18 protein-coding genes and 1 riboswitch are annotated in these 19,588 nt (G+C 46.4%); of the genes, 6 read left to right on the top strand and 12 right to left on the bottom strand.

Annotated elements, in window-relative coordinates:
• Positions 1 to 114: 114 nt before the first annotated feature.
• The 5 genes from glmS to ICN47_RS03485 are packed head-to-tail and all read right to left on the bottom strand — an operon-like array spanning position 115 to position 5,604.
• A complete protein-coding gene (gene glmS / locus ICN47_RS03505) occupies positions 115 to 1,947 on the bottom strand; it encodes a glutamine--fructose-6-phosphate transaminase (isomerizing) (protein ID WP_216218473.1) in 1,833 nt (610 codons plus the stop codon).
• Positions 1,947 to 3,434, bottom strand: coding sequence for a bifunctional UDP-N-acetylglucosamine diphosphorylase/glucosamine-1-phosphate N-acetyltransferase GlmU (gene glmU / locus ICN47_RS03500; protein ID WP_216218472.1), 1,488 nt, complete (start codon positions 3,432 to 3,434; stop codon positions 1,947 to 1,949). The genes glmS and glmU overlap by 1 nt, the downstream gene beginning before the upstream one ends.
• A complete protein-coding gene (gene ttcA, locus ICN47_RS03495; protein WP_216218471.1) occupies positions 3,431 to 4,339 on the bottom strand; it encodes a tRNA 2-thiocytidine(32) synthetase TtcA in 909 nt (302 codons plus the stop codon). The genes glmU and ttcA overlap by 4 nt, the downstream gene beginning before the upstream one ends.
• Before the next feature lie 29 nt (positions 4,340 to 4,368).
• The gene (locus ICN47_RS03490; protein WP_216218470.1) at positions 4,369 to 4,764 is read right to left on the bottom strand and encodes a dihydroneopterin aldolase; all 396 of its coding nucleotides are present in this window, start codon (positions 4,762 to 4,764) and stop codon (positions 4,369 to 4,371) included.
• Between the two features lie 21 nt (positions 4,765 to 4,785).
• Entirely contained in the window at positions 4,786 to 5,604 is an 819-nt protein-coding gene (locus ICN47_RS03485) for an SDR family oxidoreductase (protein ID WP_216218469.1), read from the bottom strand.
• Positions 5,605 to 5,629: 25 nt separating this feature from the next.
• On the opposite strand from ICN47_RS03485, the gene ICN47_RS03480 reads away from it, so the two are divergent.
• Positions 5,630 to 6,817 carry a class I SAM-dependent methyltransferase gene (locus tag ICN47_RS03480; RefSeq protein WP_216218468.1) on the top strand — a complete coding sequence of 396 codons (1,188 nt, stop codon included), beginning with the start codon at positions 5,630 to 5,632 and terminating at the stop codon, positions 6,815 to 6,817.
• 4 nt (positions 6,818 to 6,821) lie between these two features.
• Here ICN47_RS03480 and ICN47_RS03475 read toward each other — a convergent pair whose 3' ends face one another.
• Genes ICN47_RS03475 through ICN47_RS03465 form a run of 3 tightly spaced genes read right to left on the bottom strand, consistent with a single transcriptional unit; the run spans position 6,822 to position 10,836 of the window.
• Positions 6,822 to 7,949 (bottom strand): polynucleotide adenylyltransferase, encoded by a 1,128-nt coding sequence (locus tag ICN47_RS03475; protein WP_216218467.1) that lies wholly within the window; start codon positions 7,947 to 7,949, stop codon positions 6,822 to 6,824.
• Positions 7,946 to 8,857 carry a complex I NDUFA9 subunit family protein gene (locus ICN47_RS03470; RefSeq protein WP_216218466.1) on the bottom strand — a complete coding sequence of 304 codons (912 nt, stop codon included), beginning with the start codon at positions 8,855 to 8,857 and terminating at the stop codon, positions 7,946 to 7,948. The genes ICN47_RS03475 and ICN47_RS03470 overlap by 4 nt, the downstream gene beginning before the upstream one ends.
• 20 nt (positions 8,858 to 8,877) lie before the next feature.
• Entirely contained in the window at positions 8,878 to 10,836 is a 1,959-nt protein-coding gene (locus tag ICN47_RS03465) for a lytic transglycosylase domain-containing protein (RefSeq protein ID WP_216218465.1), read from the bottom strand.
• An 82-nt stretch (positions 10,837 to 10,918) separates the two neighbouring features.
• Here ICN47_RS03465 and ICN47_RS03460 point away from each other — a divergent pair, with 82 nt between their 5' ends.
• Entirely contained in the window at positions 10,919 to 11,536 is a 618-nt protein-coding gene (locus tag ICN47_RS03460) for a 5-formyltetrahydrofolate cyclo-ligase (protein WP_255538907.1), read from the top strand.
• Here the strand turns inward: ICN47_RS03460 and metF are convergent.
• The 3 genes from metF to metK form a co-directional block, all read right to left on the bottom strand.
• On the bottom strand, positions 11,519 to 12,355 hold the full coding sequence (gene metF / locus ICN47_RS03455) for a methylenetetrahydrofolate reductase [NAD(P)H] (RefSeq protein WP_216218464.1): 837 nt from the start codon (positions 12,353 to 12,355) through the stop codon (positions 11,519 to 11,521). The genes ICN47_RS03460 and metF overlap by 18 nt on opposite strands.
• A 27-nt stretch (positions 12,356 to 12,382) precedes the next feature.
• The gene (ahcY, locus tag ICN47_RS03450; RefSeq protein ID WP_216218660.1) at positions 12,383 to 13,828 is read right to left on the bottom strand and encodes an adenosylhomocysteinase; all 1,446 of its coding nucleotides are present in this window, start codon (positions 13,826 to 13,828) and stop codon (positions 12,383 to 12,385) included.
• A 61-nt stretch (positions 13,829 to 13,889) separates the two neighbouring features.
• Positions 13,890 to 13,995: riboswitch (S-adenosyl-L-homocysteine riboswitch) on the bottom strand.
• A gap of 67 nt (positions 13,996 to 14,062) precedes the next feature.
• Positions 14,063 to 15,229 (bottom strand): methionine adenosyltransferase, encoded by a 1,167-nt coding sequence (gene metK / locus ICN47_RS03445; protein WP_216218463.1) that lies wholly within the window; start codon positions 15,227 to 15,229, stop codon positions 14,063 to 14,065.
• Between the two features lie 202 nt (positions 15,230 to 15,431).
• Here metK and ICN47_RS03440 point away from each other — a divergent pair, with 202 nt between their 5' ends.
• Genes ICN47_RS03440 through dapF form a run of 3 tightly spaced genes read left to right on the top strand, consistent with a single transcriptional unit; the run spans position 15,432 to position 18,125 of the window.
• Entirely contained in the window at positions 15,432 to 16,292 is an 861-nt protein-coding gene (locus ICN47_RS03440) for a lysophospholipid acyltransferase family protein (protein ID WP_216218462.1), read from the top strand.
• Between the two features lie 22 nt (positions 16,293 to 16,314).
• The gene (locus ICN47_RS03435; RefSeq protein ID WP_216218461.1) at positions 16,315 to 17,214 is read left to right on the top strand and encodes a lipid A biosynthesis acyltransferase; all 900 of its coding nucleotides are present in this window, start codon (positions 16,315 to 16,317) and stop codon (positions 17,212 to 17,214) included.
• A 29-nt stretch (positions 17,215 to 17,243) separates the two neighbouring features.
• A complete protein-coding gene (gene dapF, locus ICN47_RS03430; RefSeq protein ID WP_255538919.1) occupies positions 17,244 to 18,125 on the top strand; it encodes a diaminopimelate epimerase in 882 nt (293 codons plus the stop codon).
• On the opposite strand, the gene pyrE is transcribed toward dapF, so the two are convergent.
• Positions 18,122 to 18,790, bottom strand: a complete 669-nt coding sequence (gene pyrE / locus ICN47_RS03425) for an orotate phosphoribosyltransferase (RefSeq protein WP_216218460.1) — start codon at positions 18,788 to 18,790, stop codon at positions 18,122 to 18,124. The two genes, dapF and pyrE, sit on opposite strands and share 4 nt — an antisense overlap.
• Before the next feature lie 8 nt (positions 18,791 to 18,798).
• Here pyrE and ICN47_RS03420 point away from each other — a divergent pair, with 8 nt between their 5' ends.
• The gene (locus ICN47_RS03420) at positions 18,799 to 19,587 is read left to right on the top strand and encodes an exodeoxyribonuclease III (protein WP_216218459.1); all 789 of its coding nucleotides are present in this window, start codon (positions 18,799 to 18,801) and stop codon (positions 19,585 to 19,587) included.
• The last annotated feature ends 1 nt before the right edge of the window (position 19,588 follow it).

Below are 19,588 nucleotides of genomic sequence, written 5' to 3'. Positions count from 1 at the left end.
TCCTCTTTTACAAGAGTTATTTGACCACAGATTTCAAATCATGACTTTGTAACACGCTGATTTTTATAGTGAATTTTGTTCACAAGTCTGAGTAAGAGTCAAGCCCAAGAAAAATTATTCGACCGTGACACTCTTGGCTAAATTTCTGGGCTTGTCTACATCAGTGCCCCGTGCGCAGGCCGTGTGATACGCCAGCAATTGGAGGGGTGCTACATGCAAGATTGGTGAGAGGCTGCCGTAGTGCTCAGGGAGACGAATGACGTTAATGCCTTCGCTACTCACAATCTGCGTATCTTGATCTGCAAAAACGTAGAGTTTGCCACCCCTTGCCTTTACTTCTTGCATATTGGATTTGAGTTTTTCTAAGAGCACATCGTTAGGTGCAACTGTCACCACCGGCATCTTGTCAGTTACCAAAGCCAATGGACCATGCTTGAGCTCACCGGCTGGATAAGCCTCCGCATGAATATAAGAAATTTCTTTTAGCTTTAATGCGCCTTCTAAGGCAATGGGGTAGTGCAGACCACGACCTAAGAACAAAGCATTCTCACATTTAGAGAAGGCATCGCTCCACGCAATAATTTGTGGCTCAAGTGCAAGAACAGCATGCAGCGCTTTTGGTAAGTGGCGCAATTCACGCAGCAACTCTTTTTCTTTTTCCGCAGAAATTCTTCCCGAGCGCTTAGCAACAGAAACTGCCAAAAGATATAGGGCCAGTAACTGAGTCGTAAATGCCTTAGTTGAAGCAACGCCAATCTCTGCTCCAGCCTTGGTCAAGAAATGCCAACCTGTTTCACGAACCATGGCGCTACTTGCTACGTTACAAATAGCCAAGGTATAAGGGTGACCCAAAGCTTTGGCGTGCCGCAGTGCCGCCAAGGTATCAGCAGTTTCACCAGATTGCGAAACCACCACAATTAAGGTTTTAGGATTTGGTACCGTCGTGCGATAACGATATTCACTTGCAATTTCCACTTGCGTCGGAATGCCAGCAATATCTTCAAGCCAGTATTTAGCAACGCAAGCTGAGTAATAGCTAGTGCCACATGCCAAGATCAAAATTTGATCGAATGCTTTCCACGCTTCAGGGTCGGCCTCAAATAATTCAGGGCCAAAGGAGGTGATATTGGCTAAGGTGTCGCCAATCGCCCTGGGCTGCTCAAAGATTTCTTTTTGCATGTAATGCTGATAAGGGCCTAGATCCACTGAGTCTGCTTGGGCAGGCATGGCCTTACGATCTCTTTGAACAACGCTACCGCTCTGATCAATAATTTGTACGCTATCGGCTTGCAAGATAGCAACATCGCCCTCTTCTAAATACATCATGGCTTGCGAACGTCCTGCTAATGCCAGCGCATCGGATGCCAAAAAGTTTTCATGTTCACCAAGCGCCACAACTAAGGGTGATCCTACGCGTGCGCCAACCAAAGTCTGTGGGCTATCTTGTGCAATCACACCAATGGCATAAGCGCCATGTAACTGTGGGAGAACAGAGCGTACTGCGGCAGGTAGATCTTGTTTGTCTTGCGCAACATACGCTTGGTGAATTAAATGCGCGATCACCTCCGTATCTGTTTCAGAAGTAAATTCATAACCAGCCGCTTTCAATTCAGTACGAAGTGTTTCGTAGTTCTCAATAATGCCGTTATGCACAACCGCAATGAGTCCATTAGAAGTATGGGGATGTGCATTTTGCGTATCAGGCTTACCGTGAGTAGCCCAGCGAGTATGCGCAATACCTAAAGTGCCATGAAATTCCTTACCCTGCTCTGCCAACTCTGAAACTCTTGCAGTAGTTCGTGCACGCTCAATGGGGTGCTTAGCATCATCGGCATTAATCACCGCAAAGCCACAAGAGTCATACCCCCGGTACTCCAGACGACGTAAGCCTTCTACCAAAACATCCACGATATTTTTATGCGATGCCGCACCAACAATGCCACACATTATTTTTTACCCTTTGTGGATTTAGGTGCAGATTTCTTAGTAGCCACTTTTTTTCTGGCCACTTTTTTTACTGCAGTCTTTTGAACTTTCTTCACGGGACGTTGCCACTGCAATGAAACTTGTTTGGCTCGAGATACGGTCAGTTGATTTGGCGGCGCATCTTTTGTCAGCGTCGTACCTGCACCAAGCGTAGCACCGCGTCCTACACGGACCGGAGCAACTAATTGTGTATCTGACCCAATAAAGACATCATCTTCAATAATGGTTTGATGTTTATTGACACCATCGTAATTACAAGTAATCGTACCAGCGCCAATATTGACTCTGGAGCCTACGATTGCATCACCTACGTAAGCGAGATGATTGGCTTTGCTATTCGCAGCAATCTTGCTGTTCTTCACTTCGACGAAGTTACCAATATGAACATCATTTGCTAAATCAGCGCCAGGTCGTAGACGCGCATAAGGACCAATGACGGATTGATTGCCAACTTTAGCGCCATCTAAATGGCTATAAGCGTGTACCGCTACACCTTTACCAATCGCGCTATTACGCACTACGCAATAAGGGCCAATCTTTGTGCCAGCGGCCAGGGTTACTGCACCTTCAAAAACGCAACCCACATCGATGAATACGTCTGCGCCACATACGAGCGTACCGCGCACATCTATGCGTGCTGGATCTGCAAGTGATACACCCGCATCCATTAATTGCTGAGAAATATTTAGTTGATGTACTCGCTCAAGCGCAGCCAATTGATCGCGACTATTAACGCCAACCGTTTCAAATTCATCATCAGCTTGAGTAGTGCGAATAGGCACGCCATCTTTTACAGCCATCGCAATCACATCCGTTAAATAGTACTCGCCTTGTGCATTACTAGAACGTAAAGCCTTTAACCATTTCTTTAGAGAATTAGTTGGCAGCACCATGATGCCGGTATTAATTTCTTGAATTGCCTTTTGTACAAGCGTTGCATCTTTTTCTTCGACAATCTCTTGCACTGAACCATCAGCGTCGCGCACGATACGGCCATAACCCGTTGGATTGCTTAAGTTCTGAGTCAATAGTGCCAATGCACAATCTTTACCGCGCACACCATCGGCTAACTTTGCTAACTTACTCAAAGTTTTTTTGCTAGTAAGCGGCACATCTCCGTACAGAACCAAAGTTGGCTCTTGAATATCTAATTTTGGGAGCGCTTGCAGCAATGCGTGGCCTGTGCCTTTTTGTTCGGCTTGCAGCGCCGTGCTCACTTTGCCAAAGGCAGGGTTTGTCTGGCTGGTATTAGCCAAGAATTCTTTTACATCTGCAGCACCATGTCCTACAACAACAATAGGGCCGTTTTTTGATGCTTTACCTTGGAGGTCTAAGGCAGTACTCAATACATGCTGAAGAAGGGGTTTTCCTGCCAAAGTTTGCAGAACCTTGGGCAAAGCGGATTTCATCCGCTTTCCTTGCCCCGCAGCCAATATGACGATATTCATAAAGGGGGATTATAAGTCCCCTGAATGAGGGTTCCACAGGCTAACTCATCTAATTCGGCCTCATCAATTGCCTTGTCCCCAGAAGATCTAGCGGCAATCCCAGACAACTGGGTAGAAATCTCTAAATTTTGGAAGTCAAAGGCTTCACCATCCATTAAATGGGACGGCACAATGTGATGCATGGATCTAAAGAGATTCTCAACCCGGCCAGGGAATTGCTTCTCCCAATCTCGCAGCATCTGCTTCATCGTCTGACGCTGTAAATTTGGCTGGCTGCCACATAGATCGCAAGGAATAATCGGGAAACTCATATCTGCCGCATAGCGCTCTAATAACTTTTCAGGAACATAAGCCATAGGTCGGATGACGATATGCTTCCCATCATCAGAGCGTAATTTAGGCGGCATGCCTTTTAATTTTCCAGCAAAAAACATATTGAGCATGAGCGTCTCAAGAATGTCATCACGATGGTGGCCTAGGGCAATTTTGGTTGCACCCAACTCATCGGCAACACGATACAAAATTCCTCGACGCAAACGGGAACACAATCCGCAAGTTGTCTTACCTTCTGGAATGACGCGCTTCACAATGCTGTAGGTATCTTGCTCTTCAATGTGATATTGAACTCCTAAACCCTTTAAATAATTTGGGAGAATTTCTGCAGGAAAATTAGGCTGCTTCTGATCTAAGTTCACTGCTACCACTTCAAAATTGATTGGCGCTCGTTCACGCAACTTTAAGAGAATATCGAGCATGGCATAACTATCCTTGCCGCCCGAGACGCACACCATGACTTTATCGCCATCCTCAATCATGCCAAAGTCACCAATCGCTTGACCGACTAAGCGACAGAGTTTTTTCTCAAGCTTGTTTTCCTCGAAAATAACTTTACGAATATCGCCCATGATCTTTAACTTCTTTTCTTAGCTCTTAATTAAGCTTGCTTAATACGAAAAACTTCAACCCCGACCGAATGGCAGTCTGGATATACGTCCGGCTTCGCAGTACTCACGCGTGCAGCCAATACTTTTGGATGTAGAAGCATCGCCGTAACGATGTCATCACAAAATGTTTCTTGTAGATGAATATGGCCTTGGGAAGCCCGTGCCTTAATGGTTTCACGCATAAAGTCATAGTCCACCACTTCATCTAGCTGATCATTTGTCGGCGTGTTCATTGCAAGCGGAATGTATAAGTCCACATTCAAAATAACGCGTTGTTCCGCCTTCTTTTCAAAATCATGAACACCGATATTGATATAAATTTCGTAGTCCTGCAAAAATAAACGGCGGCAATCAACTAAGGCGGGGTGGGAAAGAATGGCATGCATGATTTATTGTCTTTTTTGTTCTTATGAATTGGTTTTAAACATGACATCCCGTGTAGACGGCAAAAGATGTTGCCCACCATCTACATATAAAGTCGTTCCTGTAACAGCATTTGCTCCGGCTAAATAGACTGCGGCTTTCGCAACATCTAGAGGCGTAGAGGATTTTCCCAGGGGCGTCATTTGATGAGCGCTTGCAAAACCTTCATTGGTTTGGTCGCCTGAAGGTAGCGAAATGCCTGGGGCTAAACCCACAACACGCAGAATGGGAGCAAAGTCTAAAGCCAGCATTTCTACAGAAGTTGAAAGTGCCGCTTTAGATAATGTGTATGACAAATAATCTGGGTTGAGATTAATCAGTTTTTGATCTAGCAACTGAATAACCGATGGCAAGGAATCTCCAGCTGACTTTTCGGTTTTCGTTTTCTGATATTCAAACAAGAGTTGCGAAAGCAAGATGGGCGCGGTCAAATTGACCTGCATATGCTCTTGCAAACTTTTTTGGGTCAATGGACTAACAGAATTGGCGCGATCGTATTCAAAGATGGAGGCGCTATTTACCAAGCAATGCAAGCTCTGAAATTGTGTAGTCACATCATTAAATAAAGCTGCAATAGCCGCCTCATTTGCTAGGTCTGCAGCAAAAGCCTGAGCTTGTCGTCCAAGACCTTGAATCTGGGCAACGGTTTCATGGGCATCAGCCTCAGATCGCCCATAATGAACGGCAACATCCCAGCCCTGACGTGCGAACTCTAGGGCAATTTCACGGCCAAGGCGCTTTGCAGCGCCAGTCACTAAAACGGCCTTATTTTGCTGGGATGGGGGTGTTGAACTCGGGTTCAATTAAATTCTCTTAGACTAGCGAGCTATGGATATTACCTTGACCAGCCTTGAAACGGAGCATAGCCAGCTTCTAAGCGACAAAATAGCCTCCCAAATCGCCTCAGAAGGCGGCTGGATGGCTTTTTCACGTTATATGGAGATGGCCCTCTACGAGCCTGGGATGGGTTACTACAGCGCTGGGGCTCACAAACTGGGGGCTGGTGGCGACTTCACCACCTCACCCGAACTCAGCCCCCTCTTTGGTGCCGCCATCTGCTCAACACTCTTGCCAGTACTAGAGGGTCTGCAGGCAAAAGGTTTATCCACCCAGATTTTGGAGTTTGGCGCAGGCACTGGGAAGTTAGCGCAATCCATTGTGACCCGCTTGAATGAGCTTGGTTTTTCATTAGACCGTTACGACATTATTGAAATTTCACCGGATCTAGCTCAACGCCAAAAAGAGCTCTTAGATAAAACGCTTGCTGATACTGGAGCGTCAACACAATGCCAATGGCTAAGTACCTTACCTGAAAATTACCAGGGCATTATTTTGGCTAACGAAGTGATTGACGCCATCCCCTGTGATGCCATCATTTTTCAAAATGGGTTTTGGTATTGGCATGGCGTTATTTTTGAAGATGGGAAATTTGCATGGAAAGCGGGCAAGCCCGTAGAGCAAAATTTATTATCTGAAAGTCTATTGGGTGGAAATTTTTCTGAAGGCTATGTCACAGAATTACATATCCCTGCCAATGCTTGGATGCATCAAGTGGCAAAAAATTTAGAGGCGGGTTTATTTTTAACTTTCGATTATGGCTTTCCCGAAAGTGAGTACTACCACCCGCAAAGACTCGAAGGAACCCTGATGGCGCATCATCGCCATCATGCAATTCAAGATCCGTTTTACTTGCCCGGCCTATGTGATTTAACCACCCATGTGGAGTGGTCACAAATTGCACGTAGCGCACTTGCTGAGCATGTAGATGACGTTTATCTCTCCAATCAAGCTGGCTACTTACTAGATGCCGGCATTGGAGATGTCGCTCTAGATATCGGCGACCCAAGTAATCCAGAAACATTTCTACCCATTTCTAACGCATTACAAAAATTATTATCCGAAGCAGAGATGGGTGAATTGTTTAAGGTCTTTGCATTTTCTAAGAATCTCAATGCCATCTTGCCCGGATATGCCTTGGAAGACCTGCCGGGCCTACGAGGCAGAAACAGACTCTAAAGATCTAATTGAGCGCAGCTGTGATTGCTGCCAATCTTGCTGACTCAAATGCACCACCAATACGCTCACCATTTGAGCGATCTTGCGCTTCAACGCCGGCAATAATATCTGCAGTATTTAATGCCTGCGCGTTTCGCATTGCCAGAATTAAAGCAGACACTTGAAATCCTATTTTTTGAGCAAGACTCAAAATCTCTTGCGCCCTATCAGGCTTGCGCCAGACATCAGCTCGGTTAAACCAAGCCAATACCACCACCGCTTGATAAATACCATTGGTGGAACGCTTAACGAGCAGATTCAGATCACTAAAGATTTCACTAAAGTCACGCACTTCGATCGGCATACGAACAGCATCAGCCCAAGAACGAATTGAGCTTGCTGATAGGTCCATCAAGGTAATAGCGCAGCGCTCATCTAAGTTTGCTCCTGCCAATTCGAAATTCGCGATTAACTGCTCACGAAAAACTTCTTCAGCAAGATTGGCTGTTAGATTTGATGGTAATAACACTTGGGCAGCCCCAGTATTGAGCAATACCTGAAACATATGCATTGGCTTACTAGCCACTAAACCTCTTGCGAGCTCTTGCCAAACGCGTTCTGCAGATAGCGCACTTAATTCACCCGATTGAACTATTGCCTTAAGCGCAAAGAGGGTTTCATCGGCTACTGAAAATTCTGGAAAGCGAGCAGCAAAGCGTGCAATGCGCAATAAGCGTAAGGGGTCTTCAGCAAAAGCATCTGATACATGACGAAATACCTTAGCCGCCAAATCTGCTTGTCCGTTATAGGGATCAATAATCGGGCCAAACCATTTACCATCTGGACCCACCTCTTGCGCCATGGCATTAATCGTTAAATCGCGACGCTGCAAATCCTCTTCTAAGCTCACCGTTGGATCAGCATAAAAATGAAAGCCTTTATAGCCAGTACCCGTTTTTCGCTCAGTGCGGGCAAGCGCATATTCAGCCTGAGTTTCTGGATGCAGAAATACCGGGAAATCTTTACCTACAGGACGAAACCCTTGAGCAAGCATCTCCTCAATACTGGACCCCACCACGACATAGTCAACGTCATTCACCGGCAACCCCATGAGGGTATCCCGAATGGCTCCGCCAACGGCATACACCTTCATGACCGCATGCCTTCTAGGCTGCGACGGCTCATCTTAAAAGTCTCTACGAGGGCATCTGGAGATCCTGCAGGCAATACATTCGGGATTTGCATCGATGCAATATTGTCACGCGACATCAAAGTAGGGCCTGGCAAAAATTCAAAGGCGAGCGCCTGCAAATACCCTACAAATGCTGGCACGGGAATAATCTTACAAGAGGCACCTACTTTGCGTTTTGCCAACTCTACAATTTCTTGCATGGTGTACACAGTAGTGCCCACCAAATCATAAGATTGACGAATAGTTTGTGGCATTTTCAGTGACATTGAAAATGCAGTCGCTACATCATCAACACTAACAGGTTGAAATTGGGCATTGCAATTGGCTAATGGCAATACCGGAAATAACTTCGTCAACTTCGCAAAGAGATTAATAAATTGATCTTGTGCACCAAAAATGACTGAAGGTCTAAAAATAGTCCAATCTAAATTGCTTGCCTTAACAGCCGCCTCTCCATCGCCCTTGCTGCGTTGATACATGGATGGGCCATTTGAGGCTGCACCCAAAGCACTCATATGCAAATAACGTTTTAGTCCGTGCATTTGCATTGCGGTAATAATATTTTTTGGCAATTCTACGTGCGCAGCTTTAAATACTGTTCCGTAAGGCTGTGCTGGCTTGTCATGCAATACACCAACCAAGTTAATCACAGCTCCTGCTGGATGAATGCGCGAGCACAAGGCTTGTAGCTCATCAAATTCATGAACATCTGCCTCTTCTAGATGTACCTTTGGCAGCATTCGCAACTCACGGGCCGCCGCCAGATGTCCAGTAGGTATCAGCACCGAATAGCCCGCTGACTGCAATTGAGCCGCTAGAACACGACCGACAAAACCGTTACCACCAATGAGAAGAATGTCGTATTTCATGTGAGGCCCTTTATGAATGCTTATGGTAATTCTGTTTGAGTAGCCGCCTTCGGAGCAATGACCCCAAGGCGCTGCTTCAAGGATTGTGTTTGTCCACTAATAACAGATGAATAGTAATTGGCATTCGATAAAACATTCTTTACATAAACACGTGTTTCTGTAAAAGGAATCGTTTCAGCAAAAATAGCACCCTCAGTGGGGCTCGTCAGCTTTTCACGCCAGAGCTTTGATCGAGAAGGGCCGGCATTGTAGGCTGCTGAAGCCAAAACCCATGAGCCATCTAAATCAATCAGAACCATATTGAGATAATTACTACCAAGAATCAAATTAGTATTGGTGTCGCTTAACTTGTCGTTAGTGTAATTTGTCATGCCAATTTTTTTAGCGACATACTTGGCAGTATTCGGCATCACCTGCATCAGGCCAGAGGCCCCAACTGAAGAGGCGGCATTCATAATGAAGCGTGATTCTTGACGTATCAAGCCATAAGCCCAAGCCAGATTTAAATCAATCTGTCGTGCGATTGGAGAAAGCTCATCTCGAAAGGGGGTTGGATAGCGCAAGCTAAAGTCATGCTCTTGTTTTGTACGATCAGCCGTATTCACAACGCGATCGTACAAATTGATTCGCTTGGCGTATTCAGCTGCAGCAAGCAATTGCTTATCAGACATATTCCGCAGTTCCCAATTCCACTCGCGATTACCCTCAAAGCGCAAATTCATTGAATAGAGCTTTTCACCTCTAATAAAGCCTTTGCGACTTGCCATCGCATCAATCTCTTGATCGCTCACTTTGGTGCGCGCAGGCGCATGATTGGGTTTACCCAACTCCTCACGAGCAAGCTGACCATAAAAATTGTATTGATCATCAATGAGCTCATAAGTTTCTTTCGCTTTGACATCTTGTCCATCCGCCTTAAGTGAACGTCCATACCAGTAAGTCCAGGCAGGATCACGGCTTCGCACTGCAGGGTTCATGCCCTCAATAGCGTTTTTCACCAAAGCCCAATCTTTAGCGCGTAGGCCTGCTCGCACTTTCCACTCTTGACTCTCTGCTGAAAGCAATTCGTTGTACCCGAGCTCCTGCTGCATGCGATAGGCATCATCTGCATTTGAATCGAGCTTCTTGGCCAAAAATTGGCCGATAACACCCCATGCTACCGCTTGATTCTCTTTGCTGTAACGCGAAGCATTTTGTGAGAAGTCCTTATATGCCTTAGCAGGATCTGCTTTTGCAGCCTTCACAATTTCTGCAATAGGATCTTCTCCGCCAAGACGCCTAGCCATGGTGTCGTATCCCTTTTCATTTGCAGCTCGCCCAATCGCTTTAGCCTCACTAGGCGTCATTCCGCCAGCAGCCACCAAAGAAGGAACTAACTCTTGGCAAGCCTGACCAAAATAACTAGGGTCCAATAACACGGCGCGCGAATCTATGGCTAATTTCGTTGGATTTTCGCCTTGGGATAATTTTGAAAGGAGTGCATAACACTTCACCTGAGTATCGTCATCCAATACAAACTTGGCGTACTCCATGTCAAAGCGCGACCAATCTTTTCGTTTACCCAAAACCAAGAGCCAGTCATTACGCATACGATCCGCTAAAGCGGTGCCTTGATATTGATTTAAGAAAGCCACAACCTGCGCATCAGCGCTGTAGTCGCCTCTCGGACCACCGGCACCATCAAACAGCTGGGGCTTAATCCGAAAATACGCTACATAATCATCAAAGGGATAGTTGGCGAGATTTCCTGCAAGTTGTTGGGTCCGAAACACGTCATTTTTTTTGGCAGCTTCGCGCAAATCAATGAACATGCGATCTGCATCTGTAATTTCGGGTGGCGCTACTTTGCTCTCATAAGACTTCGGCAACTTAGGCTTTTTTGTTTTTTCAGCAAAGGCATGAGATAGGCTTAAAGAGAACCCCAAAATAAAGATTCCGATTGCCTGATGACATTTGCTTTTCCGAATAGCAGACTTCATATTCACTATCTAACCCTATGCATATTTACTTGATGTTAAGGTACTTACTATATCTTTTAATTTTCGCCCGATAATCATGGATATGCACGGTAATTCGCCAAAAACGCTTAGGCAGGATTTGTTAAGACAACGCAAAGAATTTGCAGCCGGGGAAAATCACGCCCTAGCAACAGAAAACCTGATTACAAAACTAAATGATTTCTTGGTTGGTGATGGCAATTTGATCCAGTCAATCGCCCTTTACTGGCCTATTCAGGATGAAGTGGATTTACGAACTGCCTTATTAGGGTGGGTGAATTCAGATTCAGGCAGACAATTAGCGCTACCTTTTGCGCGCCCTGACAAACATCTAGATTTTTATCAATGGCAAGCCGGTGATCGCCTCACCCCTAGTCAGCACGGCGTACCAGAGCCTGATCCAAGCAATCCTCAAAGACCCGTGATTACCCCAGACTGCATATTGATTCCTTGTGTAGGCTGGTCTAAGTCGAACACTGGCTCCAAAACGCACTACTGGCGCCTTGGTTATGGCGGCGGATACTTTGATCGCACCTTGGCGCAATTGAGAAAAAATAAGCCAAACCTGATTTGCATCGGGATTGCCTTTGATTGGCAAAAACTAGATGATGCTCAGTGGTCGGCGCAAACGCATGATGAACCACTCGATATTCTGGTTACTGAATCAGGCGTTTTTGGTTAAATCTAAGTTATCGGCGATCGCTAAAACAGCATCGGCCTGATTTAAAGAGTAGAAATGCAATCCAGGAGCACCTGCAGTTAAGAGCTGGTCACATAAATCTGTAACTACCTCTTCACCAAATGCACGAATAGACGCAATATCGTCGCCATAAGACTGCAAACGCAGACGAATCCAGCGAGGGATCTCAGCCCCACAAGTATCTGAGAAGCGTAGCAGCTGAGTGCTATTGGTAATGGGCATGATGCCGGCAATGACTGGCTGTGTTACCCCCAAGTCATAAGCCTCATCGACAAAACGAAAATAAGCATCACTGTTATAAAAATACTGAGTGACTGCAGAATTTGCACCAGCCTTCATTTTTTGTACAAAGAAGTCCACATCATTGGCTGGTGATTTAGCCTGAGGATGTGTTTCCGGATAAGCAGCAACATCAATATGAAACCAGTCGCCAGTCTCGGTACGAATAAATTCCACCAACTCATTGGCATGATGAAACTCGCCATACTGTCCCATGCCAGAAGGCAAATCGCCCCGCAGCGCGACAATCCGTTTTACGCCCAACGCCTTGTACTGCTGCAGCATTTCACGAACGCTCTCACGAGAACTACCAACACAAGATAAGTGAGGCGCTACTGCGGCTCCCGCCGCATGAATATCGCTCACCACCTTTAATGTGCCAGACTGAGTAGAGCCACCGGCACCAAAGGTCACGGAATAAAACGAGGGCTTGAGGGTCTCACTCAAACGCTCACGCACGAGATGCAACTTCTTCTCACCTTCAGGTGTCTTTGGTGGGAAAAATTCGACACTTAATTCCATGATCTTAGGCCTGTCTTTCTTAGTGGATTAATAACGATAGTGGTCAGCCTTGTATGGGCCTTCCTTCGTTACGCCAATATAAGAAGCCTGCTGATCAGACAACACTGTTAACTCAGCATTCAAAGTCTTCAATTGCAAGCGAGCTACTTTTTCGTCCAAGTACTTAGGCAATGTGTAAACACCGATTGGGTATTTATTGGTGCCAACAGCATTCCACAATTCGATTTGTGCGATCACTTGGTTTGCAAATGATGAGCTCATCACGTAAGAAGGGTGGCCTGTACCGCAACCTAAGTTCACTAAACGACCCTTAGCCAAAATGATGATGCGCTTCTCTGGCTTACCGTTTGCTGCCGGGAAAATCACATGGTCCACTTGTGGCTTGATCTCTTCCCACTTGTATTTTTCAATACCGGCAACATCGATCTCGTTATCAAAGTGGCCAATGTTACAAACAATCGCTTGATTCTTCATCTTCGCCATATGATCATGCGTGATCACATGGTAGTTACCTGTTGCCGATACAAAGATGTCTGCTTTGTCAGCAGCGTAATCCATCGTAACAACACGGTAACCTTCCATAGCAGCCTGCAATGCGCAAATTGGATCAACCTCAGTTACCCAAACTTGAGCCGATAAGGCACGCAGGGCTTGGGCTGAACCTTTACCCACGTCGCCATATCCACAAACTACTGCTACCTTACCAGCAACCATCACGTCTGTAGCACGCTTAATAGCGTCTACCAAAGACTCACGGCAACCATAGAGGTTATCGAACTTACTCTTAGTTACTGAGTCGTTCACGTTAATTGCTGGGAATTTCAGATCACCCTTGGCAAACATTTGATACAGACGATGTACACCAGTAGTTGTTTCTTCTGTAACGCCTTTTACTTTTTCTAAACGTGTTGAATACCAAGTTGGATCTTGTGCCAATTTTTTCTTAATGGCAGCAAATAAAATGGTTTCTTCTTCGCTCGTTGGATGATTCAAGCATGCTTGATCTTTTTCTGCGCGCGCACCGAGATGCAAAAGCAAAGTAGCATCGCCACCGTCATCCAAAATCATATTGGTGTAACCGCCATCGGCCCACTCAAAGATACGGTGAGTAAAGTCCCAATACTGCTCAAGCGTCTCACCTTTAATGGCAAATACTGGTGTGCCGTTAGCAGCAATTGCAGCAGCTGCGTGATCTTGGGTTGAGAAAATATTGCAAGATGCCCACTGCACTTCTGCACCAAGCGCCTCAAGGGTCTCGATCAATACTGCAGTTTGAATGGTCATGTGCAATGAACCAGTAATGCGCGCACCACGTAATGGCTGCTGTGATGCAAATTCGTCACGAATAGCAATCAAGCCAGGCATCTCAGTTTCAGCAATCGCGATTTCTTTACGGCCAAAATCAGCCAAGGAGATATCAGCGATTGCGCAACGAGTTGCTACAAAGTTATTTAAGTCAGAAACGGTATTCATTAATGCTCCAGCTAAATACGATCCAATGCTGGAGTAGAAACTCGCTAGCCATTGAATCATGGGTTAGCGAGCGCGGTTGCAATTAGCAAACTCCGTTTAGGAGTCCACTCCCTTCAAGCCTGGGGAAGTACTGGGTCTCAGCACTCCTTGCAACGCTCCTTGAAGGTATGGCGTAATTGTAAACAATTACGCCATATTTGGCTTCAGTACAACTCAATACTGCATATTTGATGCTTAGAGCCCCGCTGCGGCGCGTAATGCTGGCGCTTTATCAGTCTGCTCCCAAGTAAATTCTGGCTCTTCACGACCGAAATGGCCATAAGCAGCAGTTTTACGATAAATCGGGCGCAAGAGATTGAGCATCTTCACAATACCTTTTGGACGCAAGTCAAAGTGCTCTGATACCAACTGAGCAATCTTCTCATCGGAGATTTTGCCAGTGCCAAACGTGCTCACCATCACAGACGTTGGCTTAGCAACACCAATCGCGTATGAAATCTGAATTAAGCACTTGCTTGCTAAACCTGCAGCAACCACGTTCTTCGCAACATAACGACCGGCGTAAGCAGCAGAGCGGTCAACCTTAGAGGGATCCTTGCCTGAGAAAGCACCGCCACCGTGAGGAGCAGCACCACCGTAGGTGTCCACAATAATTTTGCGACCAGTTAATCCGCAATCGCCTTGTGGACCGCCGATAACAAAGCGACCTGTTGGGTTTACCAAGAAGTTAATCGCACCCTTGATCAAATGCTTAGGCAATACTGGTTTGATGATTTCTTCGATTACGGCTTCGCGCAATTTATCAAGTTCAATGTCTTCATGGTGTTGAGTTGACAACACAACAGTATCGATTGAGTCTGGCTTGCCATCAACGTAACGTATGGTCACTTGAGACTTCGCATCAGGCCCTAACCAGTTCAGGCGGCCATCGCGGCGCAGCTGAGATTGGCGCTCTACCAAACGGTGCGAGAGGTGAATCGGCAAAGGCATAAGTTCTGCGGTCTCATCACAAGCATAGCCAAACATCAGACCTTGGTCACCGGCGCCTTGGTCAAGCCCATCGTCATGTGCATTGTTAACGCCTTGGGCAATATCAGGACTTTGTTTGTCATAAGCAACCAGCACCGCGCAACCTTTGTAATCAATACCGTATGCAGTGTTGTCGTAACCAATTTCACGCAATGTATTACGTGCTACCTGGATGTAGTCAACGTTAGCGTTGGTAGTGATTTCTCCGGCCAATACAACCAAGCCGGTGTTACACAAAGTTTCTGCAGCAACACGTGCCGTTGGATCCTGGGCCAAGATGGCGTCCAAGATGGAATCAGAAATTTGGTCTGCTACTTTATCGGGGTGACCTTCAGAAACGGACTCTGAGGTAAAGAAGTAATCGTTTGCCATTGCATATTCCTTATAAAATTAACACGATCTATGGGACAACTCGACGTGCCAGGAACTACAACGGCGACGCTTTAGCAGAATTTATGAATCGCCCTGCAAGTTGTCTTAACTCAGCGATAGATGAATTTTATCTGAAAAACATCAAATTCACCAAGATCAAATCAAATTTGGCCCTTACGGCAGCATTGAATATCATTAGGGGGTGCGAAAACCCCTTCTAAAACTTAGTCTTAACGCTATTGCCGCGCTGCCCCTTACAGTAGCTCAGCTTTTTGGGGCCTCTATGGGCTTGCTGGCCTATGTAGGATCTAAGCAATACCGCAGCCTCTTCCGCCCGCAGTACGAGGCTGTAGTCGAATCCAGAAATCTTCCCCTTAAGTTATGGGCTGCTATTAGGGCCTCTGGAATGCTGTTTTCAGATAGTTTATGGATTTGGCGAAATCCCCAAAAAGCCCTTACTTTGGTTGAGGTACAAAACTGGGATGTAGTGGAGACCGCCATTAACGAAGGTCATGGCTTGGTGATGTTGACGCCCCATCTCGGTGGCTTTGAAATTATTCCCCGCGTTTTGGCACAACATTTTCCAGCCACGATCCTGTACCGCCCTTCACGCCAAGCATGGCTCAATGAGGTTGTAGAAGAGGGGCGTGCCTATCCCAATATGCATTTCGTGCCAACCAACCTACACGGTGTTCGTCAAATGACTCGTGCGCTGACTCGGGGTGAGGCTATTGGTATTCTTCCGGATCAAGTTCCCAGCGGCGGCGAAGGAGTCTGGGTGCCATTCTTTGGTCGCCCTGCATACACCACGCCGCTACCGGCACGTTTAGCGAACCGTAACAACACGCCAGTCGTGATGTTTACCGCCAAACGTAAAGGCCTAGGCAAGGGTTGGTTGATGCAAGCCACCCGACTCTCGCCGTTATCTGAAGATGCCACCATTAGTGCTGCTGAACTCAATGTAGCGATTGAGAACGCCGTCTTGGTGGCGCCCGAACAATTTATCTGGTCCTATAACCGCTATAAGCATCCAGCTGGTGCAGAATTGCCACCCAAGAGCTAATTAACTCATTATCATTTTTAGAATGACCTGGTTACATAACCTCTTCAATTTTTTAGCGCTCAGTCTCCTGCGCCTTTTTGCTTTTCTACCATATAGCCTTACCGTCCGAGCGGGATATGGACTGGGATGGCTTGCCGCACATTTACCCAGTGATCGCGCCCAAGTTGTCAAAACGAATTTGCGTTTGTGCTTTCCCAAGCTAAATGAAAAAGAAATTGATGCACTTGCTCTAGAGCACTGGAAATTATTTGGCCGCAGCGTCATTGAAAGAAGTCGCATCTGGCTCGGCAGTGGTAAGCAAATTACAGATATCGTATCGATTAATTCAGCCATTACTTTGGGGGATCGCAAACCACGCTTGCTCATCAACCCCCATTTTGTTGGGCTTGAAGGTGGCTTCATGGCACTCTCAGTATTAGCCAGCCAATATGACTGGCCCCGTGGAGCAGGCCTGTATCAGAATATGAAGAACCCCTTCTTCAATCAAAAAATGATTGAATGGCGCAATCGCTTTGGCGGCAAATCCATTGAAAGACAAAGTCGTTTGCGAGATTTGATTCGTGAAATTCAGACGGGGAACTTTATTTTTATTGCGCCTGATATTGATTTAGGGCCACGGGACTCTATTTTTGTCCCTTTCTTTGGTATTCAAACCAATACCATCACATCCGTGTCGCGCTTAGCTAGACTCAGTGGTGCTGAGGTGTGTTTAATGACCACCACTCTTAACAAAGATGGTAAAGGCTATACCTGCAACATCAGCGAACCGCTTCCAAATTTTCCAAGCGATGATGTGGAAAAAGATACTGCGCGATTAAATGGCTACATCGAAGAACTTGTTCGTCAAAGACCGGCAGAGTACTATTGGGTACATAAACGCTTCAAACACAGACCGCCTGGTGAACCCAGTCTTTACAAGTAAACGGAAATCTTTTGAGTACAACTTCAACGATGGCACGCAAAATTCGCTTCACCAAAATGCATGGTGCTGGTAATGATTTCATTGTGCTCAATGGGATTGATCAAGACCTGAGTAGCATCACGCGTGAGCAATGGCAAGCCTTAGCCCATCGTCAATTTGGTATTGGTGCCGATCAAATTCTGTTGGTTGAAAAAGCAACCCGCCCAGATGCCGATTTTCGTTATCGCATCTTTAATGCCGATGGTGGAGAAGTAGAGCAATGTGGCAATGGTTCACGTTGTTTTGTGCGCTATGTTTTAGATCACGGACTATCGAATAAAAATCCACTGCGGGTTGAAGTAGCCCACACCGTACTCACTCTCACCTCCCAAGCTGATGGTCAGGTAGAGGTGAATATGGGCGCACCAATTTTTGAACCTGCACTGGTTCCATTCAAGCCCGATGGACTACCAAGCCTGCAAGAATTCCATGAAACGCTCTATGCCCTGGCACTGAATGCTCCAGCAGAACATGATGACTGGGTTGGCGTTCTTTCGATGGGCAATCCCCATGCTGTTCAAGTAGTTGCTGATGTCGATAGCGCCCCCGTTCTAGAGGAAGGGCCATCGATTGAAAGTCATCCAGCTTTTCCAAACAAAGTAAATGCTGGTTATATGCAAGTAATCAATCGCAATGAAATTCAGTTGCGCGTATTTGAGCGTGGTGCTGGAGAAACTTTAGCTTGTGGCACTGGCGCTTGTGCAGCAGTAGTGTCAGGCATTCGCCGCGCCTTATTAGATTCACCAGTCACCGTACATACCCGTGGCGGAGATCTGCAAATAGCTTGGGCTGGCATGATTGATGACGTAGCGCAACCTGTCATCATGACCGGTCCTGCGATTACAGTCTTCGAAGGTGAAACGGTAATTTAAATACCGTACTTCTCGCGGTAGACTTTTACTGCAGGAAGATAAGCAGTTAACTCCGTATCGCTAGAGGCCGTCAAAAATGACATCAAGTCAGCCAAGTTCGCAATGGCGATCACCGGCAGACCAAACTCTTCTTCTACAGCCTGCACTGCAGACTTCTCACCCACCTCAGTAGCATTGCCAGAGCGCTCCATACGATCCAAGGCAATCAATACGGCTGCAGGCTCTGCACCTGCACCCCGAATCAGGTCGACCGATTCCCGCACAGATGTTCCAGCAGAAATCACATCATCAATAATCACTACCCTGCCTTTTACTGAAGCCCCAACAAGTGAACCGCCCTCGCCATGGTCTTTGGCTTCCTTGCGGTTATAGGCATAAGGCACATTAGTACCGCTGTCTGCCAATGCGATCGCTGTAGCGGCCGCCAAAGTAATGCCTTTGTAGGCAGGGCCATAAAGCATATCGAATGCAATCTTGGATTCTTTTAAAGCGTTGGCGTAATAACGGCCCAAGGCACTTAATCGCGCACCATCGTTAAAACCGCCGGCATTAAAGAAATAAGGTGAAAGTCGTCCAGCTTTAGTTTTAAACTCCCCAAACGACAAAACCTTTGCCTCTAAGGCAAAACGAATAAAGTTATCTTGATTAGAATTTTTTGAGCTCATAGGCCTACATGTTACGCATCATTTCCGCGAACCTCAACGGTATCCGTTCCGCAGTTAAAAAAGGCTTCCTGCCATGGGCTGTAAAGCAAAAAGCAGACTTTATTTGCATGCAAGAGCTCAAAGCCCAGCGCGATGACTTAGAAGACGCCATTCTGAATCCCGATGGAATGCATGGCTTTTTTCACCATGCGGAGAAAAAGGGCTACAGCGGATGTGGCATCTATACCCCACACAAGCCCGATGAAGTCCTTTATGGCTATGGAGACGAGGAGTTTGATGCTGAGGGTCGTTATGTAGAGGCCCGCTTTAAAGGGCTCTCAGTGATCTCTGTATACATGCCTTCAGGATCGAGCTCACCCGAGAGGCAGGAAGCTAAATATCGCTATCTCGATAGTTTTTTGCCTCACTTAGTCAAACTCAAAAAATCCGGACGTGAAATTATTCTGTGCGGTGACGTCAATATTGCCCATCAAGAAATTGATCTAAAAAACTGGAAAGGGAATCTGAAGAACTCAGGCTTTCTTCCAGAAGAGCGCGCCTGGCTTACCAATCTATTTGATAAGGTCGGTTATGTAGATGTGTATCGTGCGTTAGAACCCAAAGCAACCGAGTCTTGCTATACCTGGTGGAGCAATCGTGGCCAGGCCTACGCAAAAAATGTTGGGTGGCGTATTGACTATCACATTAGCACTCCCGGTATAGGTAGCACCGCCAAGAAAACCGCCGTCTATAAAGACGAACGCTTCTCAGACCATGCGCCACTCACAGTCGACTACGACTGGAAAATGAATGCTTAAA

Origin of the sequence: Polynucleobacter sp. AP-Latsch-80-C2 (assembly GCF_018882185.1) — a bacterium.
In the GTDB taxonomy this organism is placed as follows: Bacteria; Pseudomonadota; Gammaproteobacteria; order Burkholderiales; family Burkholderiaceae; genus Polynucleobacter.
Note: the sequence above shows the minus strand (reverse complement) of the source record. Positions and strands in the feature narration are given on the sequence as shown.